Consider the following 19699-nt stretch of genomic DNA (forward strand, 5'->3'; position numbering starts at 1 on the left):
CATCTTTCATGTAGTTTTACCATAATCAATTTAAAACTATATATCATGAAAACACAACTCCTTTTTTTAAGCTGTTTTGCCTTTTGCGCTACTATTTTAGCACAACAAAACATATGGACAGGCACAGTAGACGATAAATGGTCTAACAAAGAAAACTGGACTGGAGAAGTTCCAGCAGCATCAGATGATGTTTTAATTCCTTCTGGGTTTACCGTAACCATCGATACACCAGTAAATATCTTGTCTATTGAAGTTCAAGGGAATTCTGTACTTAACGTTACAGAATCATTAATCATTGCAAACCCTTCTGAGTTTGAAGATAACGTTGTTGTCAATTGGTCTGGTGGTGATTTAAGTGGTGGTGGTATCTTACTTAATAGTGGCACAATTAATATGTCTTTTCCTTCCTTTGATCTTTCAGGCTCCACATCACTAAACAATCCTGGCACTATTAATTTAGTTGCTGGCGGTGTAATATTTATAAATCCAAATAGCGTTATTAATAATTCAGGCACAGGAATTATTGATTTCAAAGCAAACGGAACAGCCATTACCAAAGCTGGTGGTGCACCAAACTCCTTAATCAATGATGGCTTGATAAAAACATCATTTCCAAATGACTCCGACAGTGCCTCTATAGCTGCCGCACTTATTAATAGAGATGGGGTGCTACAAGTTGAAAAAGGAAGTCTAAATTTAAATAATACTTTGGTAAACCTAGAAGGAGCAACCTTTAATATATCCAATGGAGCAGCTCTAAATTTAAATAGTCCAATGACCGTTTCTGGAACTCTAAAAGGTAACGTTCTTGGAAACTTAAATTGGAACGATGATATGTCTGTGGCAGGAACCGCTATTTTTAATTTTTCAGGAAATAACGCCATTAACTGGATGTCGGGCGATTTAACAGGTGGAGGGGTGCTCACAAATAATACTATTATTAATAGAAATAGTGGCGGAAACACAGCTATTACAGGAAGTACGACCCTAGACAACAATAACGAAATCTGGCTCTCAGGGGGAGGCGACATTCTTATTGGAGCAGACTGCACCCTTAATAATAATATGTCAAGCATTATTGATTTTAGAAGTGATAACGGAAACATATCATCTCTAGGGTTTGTAGATGACACAAGAGTTTTAAATAATTTAGGGCTAATAAAAGTAAACCTACCTGATATAGCTAACCAAGGGCTAATAGGCATTAAACTAAATAACAATAATGGAACTATTGAGGTCAATAAAGGAGGTCTTCTATTAGCTTATGAAGGGATAACCTTAACAAACGGTTCTTATAATATTGGATCTACGGGCAACCTCGGATGGGTTCAACCAATAACCATTTCAGGAAATTTATCTGGCAGTTTACAAGGTAACCTCCTTTGGGAAGCAGACCTCTTGGTTCCCTCTTCTGCATCATTTAATTTTACAGGAACTGGAGCCATAAATTGGAATAAGGGCCATTTAGAAGGTGGGGGTGTACTTAACAACGAGCATCTCATCATAAAATCTTCAGGAGGAACAAAACGTATAAATAGTGGTTCAACGCTTAATAATAATGGTGAAATTAGACAAACCGTAGGGGGAGCTATACTAATAGCTACAAATTCTGTTCTAAACAATAACGTAAATGGTGTGATAGATTTACAAGCATCAACAGCCGGTTTTGGATCAACAGGAAGTGCTCCAAATACCATAAATAACTTTGGAATAATAAAAGGCAACGCCTCAACAGGAAGCGCTTCATTAGCAGTAGACGTTATAAATAATGGCACCATTGAAATTCTACAAAACACGCTTACCTTTTCAAAAAAACTAACGAATGAAAACACTGGTACAATAAAAGGTATTTCTACAATTAATGTACCCTCTTCTCCAGACTTTACCAACAAAGGCACATTTGCTCCTGGAGCCTCACCAGGAGTATTAAATGTAACAGGCAATTATACCTCAACCCCATCTAACATTCTAGACATTGAACTAAACGGACCAAACCAAGGCTCTCAATATGATCTCTTAGCCATTAATGGCAATGCATCTTTCGACGGGTCACTTCAAATATCTTTAAATTTCGAGCCCGCATTGAACGATGAGTTTATTGTAGCAACAACCTCTGGAACCATTTCTAATTGTAACCTACCAGCATCTCAAACAGTTAACTATAATGGATTTCAATATGAATTTAACATTACTTGCAGAAATAATGACGAGTTAGTTTTAACGCTCTCTAAAAAGACCTTGGGTATAGACCTCTTAAAGAATGATATTTCTAAAGTAAAACTATACCCTAACCCAGCAAAGTATAGTATCACTTTTTCAGATAATCGCATAATAAAAATCAGAATTTTTGATGCAAACGGAAGGCAAGTATTAAGCACACAGGGACTTCGTGCTTCGGTTAAAAATCTATCCAAAGGCATTTATTTTGTTCAAGGTATAACGGCTGATAATATTACTGTGGTAAAAAAACTTATTAAAATATAAAGACGCTATTAATCAATGCTCTTAGGAGTTAAACATCAAGATATTCGTTTTAAATTGATTAAATACATATCTTGAAATAAGAGGTTTTAACTACGTTAAAACCTCTTTATCTTTTAATGGCGCCTTGCTTATTAGCCCCCAATTAAAACAACCTCAATGATTCTGATCCATAATTTCTATTTACTGTTTTTTTCTTCAAAATAAGAAGAAAACCTAAAGCCAAGATTAGAAACATATCGAAACTCTTCGGAAATCATTTGCAGCTGCTCAAAATTGAACGATTAAAACTAAAGTAGGCATTTCTCTTAGTTTTATTATTGATTATATCACGTATTTACAATTCTACTTTATTTTCTTTAAAAAACAGAATATAATAAAATTGTTAATAATTAATTTTGTATGTTTATAACAAACTAGACTTAACGATTTGTTTATACATCACAACACCTTGTTAATACTATGTTTGTCTAATTTTACTCTTAGGGACATTAGCTAATTAATCGGCCTAATTGTTATTAACAATTTTGAGATTTTTTGTTTGTTTTTTGCTTGATTTTCAACCAAATACCCTACACAAAATTGAATTGACAATTTTTTCAAATAAACACCATGTCATAGATGGAAAATTCACATGATTTCTTTCTTTTGACAAGATTTTAAGATAATATACCATATGAAAGCACTTTTTTACACTAGAGAATTTCCACCATATGTTTATGGTGGTGCCGGCGTACATGTTGAATACCTTGCGGGAGAACTCGCTAAACTCATGGATATGGAGGTGAGGTGCTTTGGAGATCAAGATGAAAAATCATCAAATCTCGCGGTAAAAGGGTTTCCTTTTGACAATGCTGTTTTTGATAGTGCAGACGATAAGTTAAAATCGGTGTTTAAAACACTTAGCACCTGTTTACATATGAATGCCGATGCTATTGATGCCGATATTGTGCATTGTCATACTTGGTACGCCCATTTTGCAGGTATTGTATCGAAACTTTGTTATGGCACCCCACTAGTTATTACAACCCATTCCCTAGAACCTTTAAGACCTTGGAAAAGAGAACAATTAGGTCGTGGTTACGATGCCTCCTCATGGGTAGAAAAAACAGCCATTGAAATGGCCGATGCTTTAATTGCTGTTTCAGAAGAAACCAAAGAAGATGTGATAAAGCATTTTAACGTCGACGAAAACAAAGTTCATGTAATTTACAATGGCATTAATCTTCAGCAATACGTTACCACTTCAGAAACTGCTACGTTAGATACTTATGGTATTGATAAAACAAAACCTTATGTGCTTTTTGTGGGTAGAATAACAAGACAAAAAGGAATTATTCATTTGGTTAATGCTATAAAATATATAGATCCTGACACGCAGATAGTACTTTGTGCAGGTGCCCCAGACACCCCAGAAATTGCCAAAGAAATGAAAGACAGTGTAGACGCTGTTAAAAAAACACGGCATAATGTTATTTGGATTGACAAAATGGTAACCAAAGAAGAAATTATTCAATTATACTCGCACGCGGCAGTATTTTGTTGTCCTTCCATATACGAGCCGTTCGGAATTATAAACATCGAAGCCATGGCATGTAACACAGCCGTTGTGGCAAGTGCCGTTGGAGGTATTAAAGAAGTGGTTGTTCATGAAGAAACAGGTATCTTAATTCCGCTAGAGCAACAAACAGAAGCTCCTTTTGAGCCGGTAGACCCAGATAAATTCTCTCGAGATTTAGCTGATGGGGTAAATAAAGTAATCGGTGATAAAGCATTGCGAGAAACGATGGCCAAAAACGGCAGAAAACGTGTTGAAGATTATTTTGACTGGGTAGCGATTGCTAAACAGGTAGAAGCCTTATACAAAACACTTATATAACAAAACTAACTAAAAACTAAATGATATGATTAACAATAAAGTTTTATCCATAATATTGGGAGGTGGTCAAGGTTCAAGACTATATCCGTTAACTGATCGACGTTCAAAACCAGCCGTATCCATAGCTGGAAAATACAGATTAGTTGACATCCCAATTTCAAACTGTATTAATGCAGACATTAAGCGTATTTTTGTATTAACACAATTTAATTCCGCAGGTTTAAACAAGCATATTAAAAACACGTATCACTTTAGTTTTTTTAGTAGTGCTTTTGTTGATGTATTAGCTGCAGAACAAACTCCAGAGAGCAAAACTTGGTTTCAAGGAACAGCAGACGCTGTAAGACAAAGCATGCATCATTTTTTACAACATGATTTTGAATATGCTTTGATTTTATCTGGAGATCAGTTATATCAAATGGATTACGATAAAATGATTGAAGCTCATGAAGCCAGCGGCGCTAAAATTTCTATTGCCACTATTCCTGTAAATGCTAAAGATGCTACGGGCTTTGGTATATTAAAAGCCGATGATGACAATATTATTACCTCTTTTATAGAAAAACCAGACGCCAGTTTATTACCAGATTGGACATCGGAGGTGAGTGATGATATGAAAGCACAAGGGCGTAACTACTTAGCATCAATGGGCATTTACGTATTTAACAGAGACCTGTTAGTAGAATTGATGAAAAACCCAGACACCATTGACTTTGGTAAAGAAATCATCCCGCAGTCCATTGATTCACACAAAACACTAAGCTACCAATATGAAGGTTATTGGACAGATATAGGAACTATCGATTCATTTTTTGAAGCTAATTTAGGATTAACCGATGATATTCCTAAATTTGATTTATACAACAGAGAAAAGCGAATTTACACACATGCAAGAATGTTACCCACCACAAAAATTGCAGGAACCGTTTTAGATAAAGCTGTTGTTTCCGAGGGGTGCATAATAAGCGCTGCAAAAATTGAAAAGTCGGTTATTGGTATTCGCTCAAGAATTGGTAAAGAATCCACTGTTATTAATACCTACATGATGGGTGCCGACTATTATGAATCGCTTGAAGAGATTGAAACCAAAAAAATTGAAAACTTAATGGGTATTGGTGAACGCTGTTTCATAAAAAACTGTATTCTCGATAAAAATTGTCGTATTGGTGATGATGTTAGAATAAAAGGCGGACCACACTTAGAAGATTCGGAAACAGACACCTATTGCATTAGAGATGGTATTGTTGTTGTTAAAAACGGTGCTACCATCCCTAAAGGTACTATCATTTAAAAAAATCTAAAATTTTTATTTTTCTTATATAATCAACAAAAATGCAAGACCAAAGAAGAGTTGTAATCGATTATGTCTCGCCTAGCGTTAATTGTGGCGACTTTTATATCAAACGAGTTGTTAATGAAATTGTTAATATAGATGCTCATATTCTGGCGGATGGCCATGATGTACTTGGGGCCTCTGTTCTTTTTAAACATGAAAGCGACACCTCGTGGAATGAAACCAGATTAGGCTTAAGCTCTAACGATGAATGGCAAGGAAGCTTTACGGTTAGCAAACAAGGTTTTTACGCTTATAAGGTACAAGCTTGGGTTGATTATGCCCTTAATTGGCGCTATGGGCTAATTAGAAAAATAAATGACGGGCAGCATGTGGTTTCAGAATTACTTGAAGGTGCCGAATATATTGAGGCAATTCTCGATAAAGTAAACGCCGAAGACAAGACTTATTTAGAACACCTTCATAAGCTTTTTAAAAACGAAGATTATTACGGCGAAGCCATTAATGAAGCTACTAAAGAACGTATTTATAATATTTTCTATGCCCACCCCTTAAGGATACTGGCTAATGAGTCTCAAACCTTTAAGGTTTATGTAGATAGAAAAAAAGCTCGATTTAGTACTTGGTATGAATTTTTCCCAAGGTCTGCTTCAGAAACCCCAGGGGTTCATGGTACTTTTAAAGATTGTGAACGCCTTCTGCCAAGAGTAAAAAGCATGGGGTTTGATGTGGTTTACCTACCTCCTGTTCATCCAATCGGCGAAGTAAACCGCAAGGGAAAAAACAACACTACCGATGCCAAAGAGGGCGATGTTGGTTCTACATGGGGTATTGGCTCACAATATGGAGGACACAAAGACATCCACCCGCAGTTAGGTTCTTTGGAAGATTTTAAATCCTTAATTCAATGTGCCAAAGACAACGATATTGAGATTGCTATGGATTATGCCCTGCAGGCAGCACCAGACCACCCTTGGGTTAAAGAACACCCTTCTTGGTTTAAATGGCGACCAGATGGCACGGTACAATACGCCGAAAATCCGCCCAAAAAATACCAAGATATTCTACCCATTTATTGGGAAAGCAACGATTATAAAAGTCTTTGGAATGAATGCTTAGACATTTTAATGCATTGGATTGATTGCGGTATCAAAATTTTTAGAGTAGATAACCCGCATACCAAACCTTTTTATTTCTGGAACTGGATTATAACACAAGTGAAAGCCAAACATCCTGATATTATTTTTTTAGCAGAAGCTTTTACCGCGCCTAAAGTGATGCAGCAATTAGCAAAACAAGGGTACACACAATCCTACACTTATTTTACATGGCGAGAAAGTAAGCACGAGCTTATTGAGTACGTCGAAGAGCTAACAAAATCTGAACTTAAACAATATATGCAGCCTAATTTCTGGCCCAATACGCCAGACATTAACCCGTACCATTTACAAGGCGCCAACGAATCAAAACATATTCAACGCTATGCGCTGGCGGCAACACTAAGCTCTTGTATTGGTATATACGGACCCGTATTCGAGTATATGCTTTCAGACTCATTACTTGGAAAAGAAGAGTACTTAAATTCAGAGAAGTTCCAGATTACGCATTACGACTGGGATATAAAAAATAAGCTCATTACCATTATAGCCAAAATCAATTATATAAGACATCATAATCCGGCGCTTCAGCAAACCAATAACATTAAGTTCTGTCATATAGAAAATGATAACTTGCTGGCTTTTTATAAATGGAATGACGATAAAACAAATCAAATATTAGTCATAATTAGTCTTGATGCTCATAACTCACAGCAAGGAACGATTCAGGTACCATTGCAAGATATTGGGGTGCCACATGGCCATAACCTTGAAATGCACGATTTAATAACAGACAGTCGTTATAACTGGAACAACGAATGGTGTTATGTAGAATTACACCCTACTATGCCATTCCATATATTTAACATCAATAAATAGCATGTCAAACCAATCCTCGACAACATCGATAACACCCCTTTTCACTTCCGAAAAGACCTGGGAGGAGTTACTAGATCATACCGATTTTGTAACCATCTTTCTATCCGATGTTTTAGAAGATTATATAGTTAAACAGCGCTGGTACGGAGGTAAAGCTAGCCGCTTAAAATATATTGAACTGGCTGAATATTTTAAAATCCAGCAACATGGTGAAGTATATTATGGCTTAATATTAGAAGTTAATTTTGTTGAAGCCTTTTATCAGCACTATTTTTTACCTATCGCCTTTGTAACCGACGAAACTTTTGCCCAAAACGACCGCATTTTACCCATTAATATTAATGGGCAAAATGGGTTTATAATTGACGCTATAAATTTAGAAGCGTTTAGAAAGGTAGTATTTGAGCGTATCGCCACGGCCATACCCAATGATACCACTCGTGTACAATATCACAAAAGTCATCTCTTTAATAATATAACCTACGAGTCTTCCAGATTTATGGGGTTAGAGCAAAGCAATACATCGTTGGTTTACAACGAAAAATATGTTTTAAAATTTTTTAGAAGAATTTTTGCCGATAAAAATCCCGACTACGAGATGAGTCGGTTTTTGTCGGAAAAAAAGGCCTTTAAAAACACACCTTCTTATTTAGGAAGTATCAATATTGTTGATGCTGAAAACATCAATATTACCATTGGCCTTATGCAAGAAATGATTCCCAATCAAGGCGATGCTTGGGATTATATGCTTAGGGAGCTACACAAGGTGTTTTCCAATTTAGAGTATAAAAATATTACTATTGGTAGCCTTCCTAATACAAACCTATATCAAAGATTATCCATTAACGACATTCCGCCTCAAATAATAGATTGGGCAGGATTGCATATATTTTCTCAAGTACAAACATTGGCTAAACGAACGGCCGAAATGCATATTGCCTTAGGTTCAGAATTTGAAGAAACCGCCTTTACACCTGCTCATTATAACGATGATTATACGGTATGGCTTAAAAACAAAATGCTGTATCAATTTCAAAACAGGCTTAATATTGTTGAGAATAACATGCATAAATTAAAAGGCTTAGCCCTTAATTTAGCGCATGAGTTTTTAGACAAAAAGAACCACATAAGAAAACAGTTTGTTAATTTTGATTGGACAAAATTAAAAGGCGAACGCATAAGAGTTCATGGCGATTACCACTTAGGGCAAGTTTTAGTAAAAAACCATGATTTCTTTATTCTAGATTTTGAAGGCGAACCCGAAAGTACCATAAGAGACAGAAAAGTAAAACAACCACCTTTAAAGGACGTTGCTGGCTTATTTAGATCGTTCCATTACGCTATTTACGCCAACGTTTTTAATAATATGCAACATTATAAAGCGCCTCAAGAAGCCCTGTTTGATGCTTCCGAGATTTTATACCGCTACATAACAGGTTTGTTTTTGGGTACTTATGTTACAGAAACACAAAATGCCAATTTAAACCTTGGGTACAACCAAGAGCGCATTTTTATATTAAAATACTGCTTGTTAGAAAAAGCAGTTTACGAACTGGGCTACGAGCTCAATTCTCGCCCACAATGGGCCGTTATCCCCTTAAAGGGCATATCTAACATTATAAATCATTAATTTATGGCACAGGTAAAACCGTATAGTCTATTTACAGAATTTGACATCAATCTTTTTAAAGCAGGAAAACATTTTAGGCTTTACGAAAAGTTTGGTTCTCACTTGGTTACCGTTGATGGGATAGATGGTGTCTATTTTGCCGTTTGGGCACCTACCGCAAAGCAAGTTTCTGTAATTGGCGACTTTAATTATTGGCTAGAAGGCGAGCATCAACTTAACGTACGCTGGGATTCTAGTGGGATTTGGGAAGGCTTCATCCCCCTTGTAGAAAAAGGCGCGGCTTACAAATACAAAATTCAAAGCCATAACAACGATATAAAAACAGAAAAGGCCGACCCGTACGCAAGGCGCTATGAGCATCCACCAAATACAGCATCTATCGTTTGGGATGACGACTACAGGTGGAAGGACAAACAGTGGATGAAAACTCGTAAGAAAAACAATGCCATTGATGCCCCATTCTCGGTATACGAAGTACATCTTGGATCATGGAAACGCCATCTTGAAGAAGACCGTTTTTTATCGTATTACGAGTTAGCCGATGATTTGGTTAATTATGTAAAAGACATGAATTTTACCCATGTCGAGCTTATGCCAATTATGGAATATCCTTACGACCCTTCCTGGGGCTACCAATTAACCGGGTACTTTGCACCAACCTCTAGATTTGGCTATCCAGAAGAGTTTAAATACTTGGTTGATAAACTACACCAAAACGGCATTGGTATTATACTAGACTGGGTACCATCGCATTTCCCCGAGGATGCACATGGCCTTGGGTTTTTTGATGGCTCGCACCTATATGAACACCCAGATAGACGTAAAGGGTATCATCAAGATTGGAAAAGCTTAATTTTTAACTACGAACGCAATGAAGTACGCTCATTTTTAATTAGCAATGCTGTTTTTTGGATGGATCAATACCATGCCGATGGCCTGCGTGTCGATGCCGTAGCCTCTATGCTGTTTTTAGATTACTCCAGAGAAGATGGGGAATGGGAACCTAACATATATGGCGGACGAGAAAATCTAGCCGTTATAAGTTTCCTTAAGGAACTCAATGAAGAGATTTATGCATCTTTTCCAGATGTACAAACCATTGCAGAAGAGTCGACGGCATTCCCTATGGTATCGAAACCAACTTTTGTTGGTGGTTTAGGTTTTGGCATGAAATGGATGATGGGCTGGATGCACGACACCCTAGAGTACTTTGGCAAAGACCCTGTTTACAGGAAATATCATCAAAACGATATTACCTTTAGCTTAGCCTATGCCTTTACCGAAAACTTCATGCTACCCTTGTCGCACGACGAGGTGGTTTATGGCAAAAACTCTATTTTAGGTAGAATGCCGGGTGACGAGTGGCAGCGCTTTGCTAATTTACGTTTGTTATACGGTTATATGTTTACCCACCCAGGTACCAAACTTTTGTTTATGGGAGGTGAATTTGGACAATACAATGAGTGGAATTTCCAAGAAAGCTTAGATTGGAATTTACTAGAGTTTAAGCCCCATCAAGACATGCAAAACTACTATAAAGCTCTTAACGCCATTTATAAAAGTACCCCAGCATTGTATGAAAAAGGGTTTAGTAGCGAAGGGTTTGAATGGATAAGCTACGACGATCATGAAAATTGTGTTATTTCATACATTAGAAAAGGCTATAAGGAAGAAGAAAACGTGGCTGTAGTTTGTAACTTAACACCTTCGGTAAGAAAAAGCTATAAAATAGGATTGCCTTCCAAAGGAAAACTAGTTGAAATTTTTAATAGCGACGCCAAAGTTTTTGGAGGCAGTGGTATTGAAAACAAAAAACAAACCACTATAAAAAAAGTACCTTGGAATGGTAAGGATTATTCAGCAGAAATAACCCTCCCTCCCTTGGCCGTTACCATTTTTAAATTTGCATAAGTTAAAATAACTTGTCTTACCAAAACACCTTTTTAAATCTTTGAGTTAAGCGTTTAAAAAGGTGTTTTATCTTCATAAAAAATCTATAATTTCTACTTTTTACCTAGATGTTTCTCTAAACTGTACACAACCAACAAAGCACACTTAGTAATCAAAATAACAGTGTGTTTTTTAAATATCTTACAAAATAAAAAGCCAGTGTTCTTTTCTACTTTGTCTATTTTATAATTAATACCCTCATTTATTGAGCTTTATGCAATTTTTTAAGGATTTTTTTAATAAAAAGAAGTCATTCAAATTTATGAATTTTAGTATTTTCGTGACTTATTATTCACGCATAATTTTATGATATTAAATACTGAATTAGAATATAAAGGAAACTTATTTCCATCAAAAATTGTTTCCTATGAAAAAAACCTAAACGTTCTCTCATTTACAGCCGAAAATGGTGTGATTTTACAAGTTACTGTTAGAAGAGACAGTATTCTGCGTTTCAGGTTTACTACCACAGGTATTTTTGAAAACGATTTTTCGTATGCTATTACCAAATATGCTAGTAGAGGGTATAACCATTTAGACGTTGCTGAAGATGATGACAAGTATATTATTACAACCGCGAAGTTAATCTGCCACATTTCAAAATTAGATTTAAGAGCATCTATTTTCGATGCAAAAGATAAAAGCCTTATCTGTGAAGACGAGCTTGGTTTTCACTGGGAAGAAAGTTATGAGTTTGGAGGCGATGTTGTAAAAATGTCTAAAACCGCTCAACCTGGAGAAAGCTATTATGGTTTAGGAGATAAACCTGTAGATAATAACTTAAAAGGGAAACGTTTTGAGAATTGGGTAACCGATTCTTATGCCTATGGTAGAGACACCGATCCTATTTATAAAACTATTCCGTTTTACACGGGGTTACACAATAAAAAATCTTACGGAATATTTTTTGATAATACGTTTAGATCTTATTTCGATTTTTGCCACGAACGCCGAAACATAACTAGTTTTTGGGCACATGGTGGCGAAATGAACTATTACTTTATTTACGGTCCAGACATGTCTGAAGTGGTTGCCAACTACACAGATTTAACAGGAAAGCCGCACGAAATGCCCGCACTTTGGGCCTTGGGATACCACCAATGTAAATGGAGTTATTATCCAGAGTCGAACGTAAAAGAAATCACCTCTAAATTTAGAGAATTACAAATTCCTTGTGATGCCATTTATTTAGATATCGATTACATGGAAGGGTTTAGATGCTTTACTTGGAGTAAAGAATATTTCCCAGACCCTAAACGTATGGTTAAAGAATTGGCAGACGATGGCTTTAAAACCATTGTAATTATAGACCCGGGTATAAAAATAGACATGGATTATTCGGTGTTTAAAGAAGGTCTAGATAAAGACTATTTCTGTAAACGTGCCGATGGCCCTTATATGAAAGGTAAAGTATGGCCAGGAGAATGTTACTTCCCCGATTTTACCAACCCAGAAGTAAGAGAATGGTGGTCTAACCTATTCCAAGAACTTATTGAAGATATTGGTGTAAAAGGTGTATGGAACGATATGAACGAACCTGCGGTTATGGACGTTCCAGGAAAAACATTCCCGAATGACGTAAGACATGATTACGATGGTAACCCTTGTAGCCACCGAAAAGCCCATAATGTGTATGGTATGCAAATGGCACGGGCCACTTACCAAGGTTTAAAGAAATTTTCTTATCCTAAACGTCCGTTTGTAATTACCAGAGCCGCTTATTCTGGTACGCAACGTTACACCTCTAGTTGGACAGGCGATAATATTGCTACTTGGGATCATTTAACGATTGCCAATTTACAAGCACAGCGCATGTGTATGTCTGGCTTCTCGTTTATAGGATCGGATATTGGTGGATTTGCAGAACAACCCAATGGCGAGCTATATGCCCGTTGGATACAATTAGGTATTTTCCATCCATTTTGCAGAACACACTCCTCTGGAGATCATGGAGACCAAGAACCTTGGGCTTTTGGAACAACCATTACCGACGTGGTTAGAAAATTTATTGAAATACGATACCAATTGTTACCGTACTTATATACCGCTTTTTGGAGGTACGCAGAAGAAGGTGTTCCTATCTTAAAATCATTAGTATTATATGATCAAGAAGACCCACAGACCCATTATAGAAATGACGAGTTTATTTTTGGTGAGAAAATACTAGCTTGTCCTATTACAGGACCAAACCAAAAGGGCAGACGTATGTATTTCCCAATTGGTAAATGGTACAATTTCTGGACAGATGAGTTGGTTGAAGGTGGTGTTGAAGACTGGGTTGATGCCGATTTAGATAGTATGCCAATATTTGTAAAAGAGGGTGCTATAATTCCTAAATACCCTATACAGCAGTATGTAGGTGAAAAAACCATTGACCAGTTAACACTCGATGTGTATTACAAACACGGTAAAGAAACTTCTGAAGTTTATGAAGATGCTACCGATGGTTACGACTATATTAAAGGGCGCTATAGCTTAAGAACCTTTAAATTAAATGGTAAAAAGAAGGAGCTTGTTATTCAGCAGCACAAGTCTGGTAAGTTTATAACCACCTACAAAACGTTTAAACTAAACTTACACGGCTTACCATTTAAGATTTCAAAAATTGAAATTGACAATGAAGAGATTGCCTTTGCAGACCTTAAACTTAATGGAGATAACACTTTAACCATTTCTAAAGAGTTTACAGAACTTCATATTATGGCCTAAACGCCAATTTATAATACAAGGTAAAAGCCTCATAGTAATATATGAGGCTTTTTTATTGTGCGTATCTAAGTATTCTAAACCTATTTATCTGGGCATTCCCTTTATTTTGAAGGCTGTTCAAAATAAAGGTCGCGCTTTTCGTTACTAGTTTTGGCTCAAAGCACAGCTCGCCAAAAGCTAACCACTACAATCGCTAATGCAAAGGCGAACTCCAAATAATCTTTCATGTGTATAAATAATTTCTTACTTTTATATAAAAAACGGAATGCCTGCTCGACCTACCATAACATTAAAACCGCTTTCTCATAATAATAAAACCTACATAGCTATAGAGTTTGAGGACAATAATAGGCTAACAAATTATGTGCGTGCCATGCCCGGTGTAAAGTGGAGTAATACTTATGGCGTATTTTGTACATATTATACTAAAAAACGCATACATGAACTCTTTACATCCTTTAGAGAAAAACAATGGTATGTTAATTATAAAGCTTTTAGAGTCACAAAACAAGCCCAGAAAGCAGTAAATAGAACAAAAGTACTTAGACCATTAGAGTTGCCTTCCTTGAATAAAGAAGCCAAAACAACTCTTTTAAAGTATAAAAAATGGCTTCAACAAAAGCGTTTAAGCCCAAATACTGTGAACACTTATTTAGAAGTAACAAGTTTCTTTATACGGTATTTAATACTTAAGCAAATAAGTACTATTACTGCCAGAAGTATTGAACAGTTTAATTACGACTTTATTTATAGAACTAACAAGTCTGTCTCCTACCAAAATCAATGTATTAGCGGTATAAAAAAATACATAGAATTTAGCGACATTACCATAGATAGTTTGGATATTAAACGCCCTGATAAGGACAAAAAACTCCCAATTGTTTTAAGTAAATCCGAAGTAAGAACACTATTAAGCACACCAAGAAACCTTAAGCACAGAACGCTTTTATGTCTAATATATTCTGCAGGTTTACGTATAGGAGAGGCTTTGAACTTAAAACTTACAGACTTAGATTATGATAGAAAGCTTATTCACATAAAAGGAGGTAAGGGCAGAAAAGACAGATATACACTGCTATCTAACAATATTATGGATTTATTAAATAGTTACTTTCAAGCATATACGCCCAAAATTTATGTGTTTGAAGGCCGCGGTGAAAAGCCTTACACGCAAGTTAGTGCAAGGCAAGTATTTAAAAAAGCACTTAAGTCTAGTAAGATTAAGAAATACGCTACCCTTCACACCTTAAGACACAGCTTTGCCACTCATTTACTAGAGAGTGGCACAGATTTGCGCTATATACAAGAGCTCCTTGGCCATAATAGCCCAAAAACGACCATGATTTATACACATGTTTCGGAATCAAACCTTGAGGACATAAAAAACCCATTTGATGCGTTGTAAGAATTATTCTCCTATGAACAAAATAAGTATATTTGATAGCGTGATATGGATACTAAATAAGCATAAAAAACCATCGTTATCACTCCAAATAGGGTTATTATGATTAATTTAATCATCCATATAAACAAGTTGGCAAATATTATTAAAGACGTTCCCTAACAAAAATGAATAAATCAATTAAAGAAAAATTAGAATGGTACTTTATTGGTCTAAGAAAAAATGCAATAAGCACTTTAATTGGTCTTTTAGGAATTTTAATATTCCTATATATTTTCTTTTTTCAACCTGATGGTAGAGGTAACAAACTTGAAGAATTACAAGGAAGAACAACTTGTAATGTAATTTATTTTCAACCTAAAGAAAGTATGGCACAAACCTCTATCGGAAATCACATTTCAACTATAGGATACACTATTAAATACACTTATGAAGTAAACGGGATAACTTACTATACCACAGAATATTTAAAAGACAGCCAGTATAATCAAAATACTATTTTGACTATTAAGAGAAATCTTAGAGACAAAACTAATAGAATTAAAATTAAATATTCATTTTACAATCCAGATCAATCAATGCTAGATAGAGAAAATTAATATAGAAGAGAAAAAAATAAATTTTATCAAACTTCAACTATGAGGAAATGAAAGAAAACAAATACATTGAAAAATTTAAACATAAATCTAAGCGTGATTTAGAATATAAAGTGAATAATCCCTCACTATTTGACAGTGAGTCTATTTTAGCAGCTAAACACATACTTGAAAATTATTCTGAATTTCAAAAACAACAATCAGAAACTAAAAATAATTGTCAAGAAATTGAAAATAAATCTTTTTCAACCAACAGTTTTTTAATTCCTTTTATAATATTCTCTTGTCTAATCGCAGTTGTTATATTAATTAATGGATTGAACAATATTTACTTATTAATGAGTATAACAAGTGGTTATTTCTCCTATTTATTGTTTAAACACTACAAATCTTGGAAGTCTGAATATCTAAATTCAAATAATACACATCTAACAGTCAAGTATTTGACTTTACCAATCATTCTAATGCTCGTATGTGTAATATTCTTTTTTAAATCATTTTCTGAATAATACTGAAAACTTAGTCAATAACAATAAATAACATTAGCCAACAACGTATATAAAAAATTGCTGTACTCCTACTCTGTTGAAAAATTCGTTACTTTTATAAAAAATAAAATAGCATGAAAAATTACGTTTCAAAAAACGCAACTTTTCATATACAAAAACGTTGTGTGTCATTTAAGCACAGGAACTTCAAATTGAAAACATAGAAATAAACAGAAGAGGAAATTGAAAAGAATGATTAAAAAATATGACGGAAAAAAGTATACTCTGAAAGAGTACCTTCCAGTTATATTTCTGTTTATATTTCTTATTGGATTTGGAATTTATACCGTTGTAAAAAAAGGAGAGTTTGAATATGTATTTTTAAGTACAACTTTTAACGAAAGTGTTGTTGATATTTTTGAAGAAAAAGGAAATACTTATTTATTACTGACAAATAAAAAAAATAGATATAGAATCGAAAATAGTCGGAATTATGATTATAAACCTGCATTTTTATATGATTTTATTAAAGAAAATGACCGAGTAATTAAAAACGAATGTTCTGATACTCTTTACATAGAACGAAATTCAAAAAAATATCATTTTCTTATTGGAAGTGCATTGTACAATCGCAAAGGAAAATCAAAAGCACTTATCGAAAAGTCATTAAACGAAAGAGAAATAATGAATAAAAGAAATGATTGCAATTGAAAATAAAACTGAATAAAAACGAACACACAACATTGGCTATAATTAATACGGGTTTAGTCGTTTAAGATATAAAGCTGGAATATCAGCTAACAACGCCAAATCTTTTGGATTTGGCTTTTGATATAAAAAAATAAAAACAAACAAAAAGCTTCGGCTAATCGCTTAAACGGAAACAAAAGCATACTTTTATTCCCGTACTAATCATAGCCGAGAACGTTGTAAAACATTATGAAAAGACTCTGGAAAAAATATAAAATATTGATTTTCCCTATTTTAATTCTAATTGGGTTTATAAATACAGTTTGGTTTTTTGATAAACACTCTATTTCGGAGGAGGACTTTTTCAATAATGCAGTAAAAACTTCTTATAACAAGTCATATGATGGAATTATAACCCAAAAGTTTTATAAAAAAGAAGGAGGTAGAGATATTATTGTACTTGAAAAAAATGGAATTACAACTCAAATGGATTTTGTTTATCAAAACCCAATTTTATATCAATACCTCAAAGTTGGTGACACTCTAATAAAAACTAAAAATAGCAACTCTATAGTCGTCAAACGTGCAAAATTAGATACCACAATAAATCTAACATTTGAGAACTTGAAAGGTGTAAAAAAATATTCTATAAACAATCCATATTTAAAAAACTAAAAAACGTTTTACAACATAGTATAAAAATAATGCGTAAGTTTATTCCTAAAGCAAAAGTTAGTGCTTGTTTGCTTGCATCTGATTTTCCTTCGGAAAATCCTCGCATTCAAACTACGCACTATTCTTATACGTAACCGTTAGCAAACATTAAGGAGTGAAATACAAACTTGAAAATATAGATTTAGGAGATTTAGAAGATGTTGTTATGAAACTTGAAGATTCTTTCGAAGTTCAATTAACTGGAATTGACATTCTAAAGATTAATAATTTTGGAGAACTAACTGATATTATTAAAGAAAAAATTGTATTTGAAAGTGAAGAAAATTGTACTTCTCAACAGGCATTTTATAAACTTAGAAGTGTAATTGAAAAAGAATTTGGAATTGAAAACTTGAATCCAAAATCTAAATTATCTGAAATTTTCCCTAAAAAAGAACGTTTATTGAAAATTAAGCTAATAGAGGAAAAATTAGATTTTAAGCTAAAAATTACTCAACCTAAAAGTATTTTCCTGAAATTTTTTACTTATTTACTTTTAGTTTCTCTTTTGTTCTTTATAATTAACTACAAAATAGCATCTATTTTATTCATAACATCAATCATTGGAATTTGGACTTTATACAAGTTTGGAAAAGAATTGAATATAAATACATTTGGAGAATTAGCTGAAAAAATGAAAAGAGAGAATTATTCAAAAGTTAGGAGGAATAAGAACTCAATAAATAAAAAAGAAATTGAAAAAATAATAATTGATACATTCTCAATAGAACTTGACTTGGATAAAACTAAACTTACGAGAAACGCATTATTATGAAACGTTTGCTAACAACGTATAAATTTTATTGCTAGCTAATTGCTTACTTTCGAAAGTCCTCACAGACTTTCTATTCAGTAATAATTTGCTTACTTTTAGCTAAACGAAACCGCAACAAAGTTTATACAGAGACGTTGTGGTTAATGTCGAAAAACCAAGAAACTAAATGAATAAAACAATATTTGAGATTACCAAAATGGATTGTCCTTCAGAGGAAAATCTAATCCGAATGAAATTGGACGGAATTTCAAGTATTGCGAATTTGGACTTTGACATTCCCAACCGAAAACTGACCGTTTTTCACAGCGGAGAAACTAACCAAATTGAAAAATCAGTTATCGAACTGAATTTAGGCGGAAAGAAAATCTCGACTGAACAAACCGACCAAACGGAATTTAATGAAAATGCAAACCAAAAAAAGCTACTATGGTCTGTACTTGCCATAAATTTTGCGTTTTTCATAATTGAAATGACAACAGGAATAATCTCAAAATCAATGGGATTGGTTGCGGACAGTTTAGATATGCTTGCGGACAGTTTCGTTTACGGAATTAGCTTGTTTGCGGTTGGCGGAACAGAAGTAAAGAAAAAACGGATTGCCAAACTTGCTGGATATTTTCAAATAACACTTGCAATTATCGGATTTGTAGAAGTTTTAAGAAGATTTTTCGGAGATGAGAAACTACCCAACTTTTCGACAATGATTATCGTTTCGATTTTCGCCCTTATTGCAAACGGAATTTGTCTTTACATTTTACAAAAGTCAAAAAGTAAGGAAGAGGCTCATATGAAAGCAAGTATGATTTTCACTTCAAACGATGTGATTATCAATTTAGGAGTAATTACAGCTGGACTTTTGGTAAATTGGTTGAGTTCAAGCAAACCTGATTTGATTATCGGAACAATCGTTTTTGTTTTGGTAATTCAAGGAGCATTTAGAATATTAAAATTGAGTAAATAAATTAAAAAACACTAACCACAACAATGGCTATAAGTAATTGCTTGTTCTCGCCTACTTCTGAAAATCCTAGCGGATTTTCAGTTTGGTGTGTACTTGCTAAGTTAATCGCTAAACCACGCAACTACTCATAGCCGAGACCGTTGTGCGTCATTTG

Annotated in this window: 14 protein-coding genes; all 14 read left to right on the forward strand. The window is 34.4% G+C overall.

Translation table 11 applies throughout. From position 1 onward, the window contains the following. Window positions 1-45: 45 nt before the first annotated feature. The gene (locus E5D58_RS12670; RefSeq protein WP_136482320.1) at window positions 46-2484 is read left to right on the forward strand and encodes a T9SS type A sorting domain-containing protein; all 2439 of its coding nucleotides are present in this window, start codon (window positions 46-48) and stop codon (window positions 2482-2484) included. A 673-nt stretch (window positions 2485-3157) separates the two neighbouring features. Next, window positions 3158-4360, forward strand: a complete 1203-nt coding sequence (glgA, locus tag E5D58_RS12675; RefSeq protein ID WP_136482322.1) for a glycogen synthase — start codon at window positions 3158-3160, stop codon at window positions 4358-4360. A gap of 25 nt (window positions 4361-4385) precedes the next feature. Continuing rightward, entirely contained in the window at window positions 4386-5651 is a 1266-nt protein-coding gene (locus E5D58_RS12680) for a glucose-1-phosphate adenylyltransferase (protein ID WP_136482324.1), read from the forward strand. Window positions 5652-5692: 41 nt separating this feature from the next. Next, window positions 5693-7630, forward strand: a complete 1938-nt coding sequence (locus E5D58_RS12685) for an alpha-1,4-glucan--maltose-1-phosphate maltosyltransferase (RefSeq protein WP_136482326.1) — start codon at window positions 5693-5695, stop codon at window positions 7628-7630. A gap of 1 nt (window position 7631) precedes the next feature. Next, the gene (locus E5D58_RS12690; RefSeq protein ID WP_136482328.1) at window positions 7632-9260 is read left to right on the forward strand and encodes a trehalose synthase; all 1629 of its coding nucleotides are present in this window, start codon (window positions 7632-7634) and stop codon (window positions 9258-9260) included. A gap of 3 nt (window positions 9261-9263) precedes the next feature. Then, window positions 9264-11171, forward strand: coding sequence for a 1,4-alpha-glucan branching protein GlgB (gene glgB, locus E5D58_RS12695; protein WP_136482330.1), 1908 nt, complete (start codon window positions 9264-9266; stop codon window positions 11169-11171). A gap of 345 nt (window positions 11172-11516) precedes the next feature. Further along, on the forward strand, window positions 11517-13919 hold the full coding sequence (locus E5D58_RS12700) for a glycoside hydrolase family 31 protein (protein ID WP_136482332.1): 2403 nt from the start codon (window positions 11517-11519) through the stop codon (window positions 13917-13919). A gap of 265 nt (window positions 13920-14184) precedes the next feature. Further along, window positions 14185-15324 (forward strand): tyrosine-type recombinase/integrase, encoded by a 1140-nt coding sequence (locus E5D58_RS12705; RefSeq protein WP_235835917.1) that lies wholly within the window; start codon window positions 14185-14187, stop codon window positions 15322-15324. 164 nt (window positions 15325-15488) lie between these two features. Further along, window positions 15489-15920 (forward strand): hypothetical protein, encoded by a 432-nt coding sequence (locus E5D58_RS12710; protein WP_136482334.1) that lies wholly within the window; start codon window positions 15489-15491, stop codon window positions 15918-15920. A gap of 47 nt (window positions 15921-15967) precedes the next feature. Next, window positions 15968-16426 (forward strand): hypothetical protein, encoded by a 459-nt coding sequence (locus tag E5D58_RS12715; RefSeq protein ID WP_136482336.1) that lies wholly within the window; start codon window positions 15968-15970, stop codon window positions 16424-16426. A 231-nt stretch (window positions 16427-16657) separates the two neighbouring features. Further along, window positions 16658-17116 (forward strand): hypothetical protein, encoded by a 459-nt coding sequence (locus E5D58_RS12720; RefSeq protein ID WP_136482338.1) that lies wholly within the window; start codon window positions 16658-16660, stop codon window positions 17114-17116. A gap of 228 nt (window positions 17117-17344) precedes the next feature. Further along, window positions 17345-17770, forward strand: coding sequence for a hypothetical protein (locus E5D58_RS12725; protein ID WP_136482340.1), 426 nt, complete (start codon window positions 17345-17347; stop codon window positions 17768-17770). A 154-nt stretch (window positions 17771-17924) separates the two neighbouring features. Continuing rightward, window positions 17925-18584 carry a hypothetical protein gene (locus E5D58_RS12730; RefSeq protein WP_136482342.1) on the forward strand — a complete coding sequence of 220 codons (660 nt, stop codon included), beginning with the start codon at window positions 17925-17927 and terminating at the stop codon, window positions 18582-18584. A gap of 166 nt (window positions 18585-18750) precedes the next feature. Further along, the gene (locus E5D58_RS12735) at window positions 18751-19545 is read left to right on the forward strand and encodes a cation transporter (protein ID WP_136482344.1); all 795 of its coding nucleotides are present in this window, start codon (window positions 18751-18753) and stop codon (window positions 19543-19545) included. Window positions 19546-19699 lie beyond the last annotated feature (154 nt).

The sequence above is a fragment of the Cognatitamlana onchidii genome (assembly GCF_004804355.1).
In the GTDB taxonomy this organism is placed as follows: Bacteria; Bacteroidota; Bacteroidia; order Flavobacteriales; family Flavobacteriaceae; genus Cognatitamlana; species Cognatitamlana onchidii.

What these genes read in the sequence shown, in the direction of transcription:
- E5D58_RS12680 (WP_136482324.1), top strand. Translation starts at nt 4,386, where the DNA reads ATGATTAACAATAAAGTTTTATCCATAATATTGGGAGGTGGTCAAGGT.
- E5D58_RS12710 (WP_136482334.1), top strand. Translation starts at nt 15,489, where the DNA reads ATGAATAAATCAATTAAAGAAAAATTAGAATGGTACTTTATTGGTCTA.
- E5D58_RS12715 (WP_136482336.1), top strand. Translation starts at nt 15,968, where the DNA reads ATGAAAGAAAACAAATACATTGAAAAATTTAAACATAAATCTAAGCGT.
- E5D58_RS12685 (WP_136482326.1), top strand. Translation starts at nt 5,693, where the DNA reads ATGCAAGACCAAAGAAGAGTTGTAATCGATTATGTCTCGCCTAGCGTT.
- E5D58_RS12725 (WP_136482340.1), top strand. Translation starts at nt 17,345, where the DNA reads ATGAAAAGACTCTGGAAAAAATATAAAATATTGATTTTCCCTATTTTA.
- E5D58_RS12720 (WP_136482338.1), top strand. Translation starts at nt 16,658, where the DNA reads ATGATTAAAAAATATGACGGAAAAAAGTATACTCTGAAAGAGTACCTT.
- glgB (WP_136482330.1), top strand. Translation starts at nt 9,264, where the DNA reads ATGGCACAGGTAAAACCGTATAGTCTATTTACAGAATTTGACATCAAT.
- E5D58_RS12700 (WP_136482332.1), top strand. Translation starts at nt 11,517, where the DNA reads ATGATATTAAATACTGAATTAGAATATAAAGGAAACTTATTTCCATCA.
- E5D58_RS12690 (WP_136482328.1), top strand. Translation starts at nt 7,632, where the DNA reads ATGTCAAACCAATCCTCGACAACATCGATAACACCCCTTTTCACTTCC.
- E5D58_RS12735 (WP_136482344.1), top strand. Translation starts at nt 18,751, where the DNA reads ATGAATAAAACAATATTTGAGATTACCAAAATGGATTGTCCTTCAGAG.
- glgA (WP_136482322.1), top strand. Translation starts at nt 3,158, where the DNA reads ATGAAAGCACTTTTTTACACTAGAGAATTTCCACCATATGTTTATGGT.
- E5D58_RS12670 (WP_136482320.1), top strand. Translation starts at nt 46, where the DNA reads ATGAAAACACAACTCCTTTTTTTAAGCTGTTTTGCCTTTTGCGCTACT.
- E5D58_RS12705 (WP_235835917.1), top strand. Translation starts at nt 14,185, where the DNA reads ATGCCTGCTCGACCTACCATAACATTAAAACCGCTTTCTCATAATAAT.